Annotated in this window: 1 pseudogene; it reads right to left on the minus strand. The window is 32.8% G+C overall.

From position 1 onward, the window contains the following. Positions 1-128: 128 nt before the first annotated feature. A pseudogene (locus tag C5471_RS23810) lies at positions 129-253 on the minus strand (IS630 family transposase); the annotation flags it as partial.

Raw genomic sequence — 253 nt, forward strand, 5'->3', positions numbered from 1 at the left:
TGATGAAAAAGCGATGAGTTTATTTTTTCCGCTGAAAAAGCAAGAAAAAGTCATACACAATAAGGTCATTTATTGGTGAGTGCAAAATTGATCTTATTTTTTGTATTGAGAGTTTTTAGAGGTTCCCCGTAGTTATCCAGGATTAATGTGAGGGTTTCCGCATGGGGATATTGATGATTCAGTTCATCTAACATTTTGATAAATAAGTCAGAGTTCTTTTTTATTCCTTTAACATAGGTGATTTGCTCTGTTT

Origin of the sequence: Photorhabdus tasmaniensis (assembly GCF_011189505.1) — a bacterium.
Taxonomy (GTDB): domain Bacteria; phylum Pseudomonadota; class Gammaproteobacteria; order Enterobacterales; family Enterobacteriaceae; genus Photorhabdus; species Photorhabdus tasmaniensis.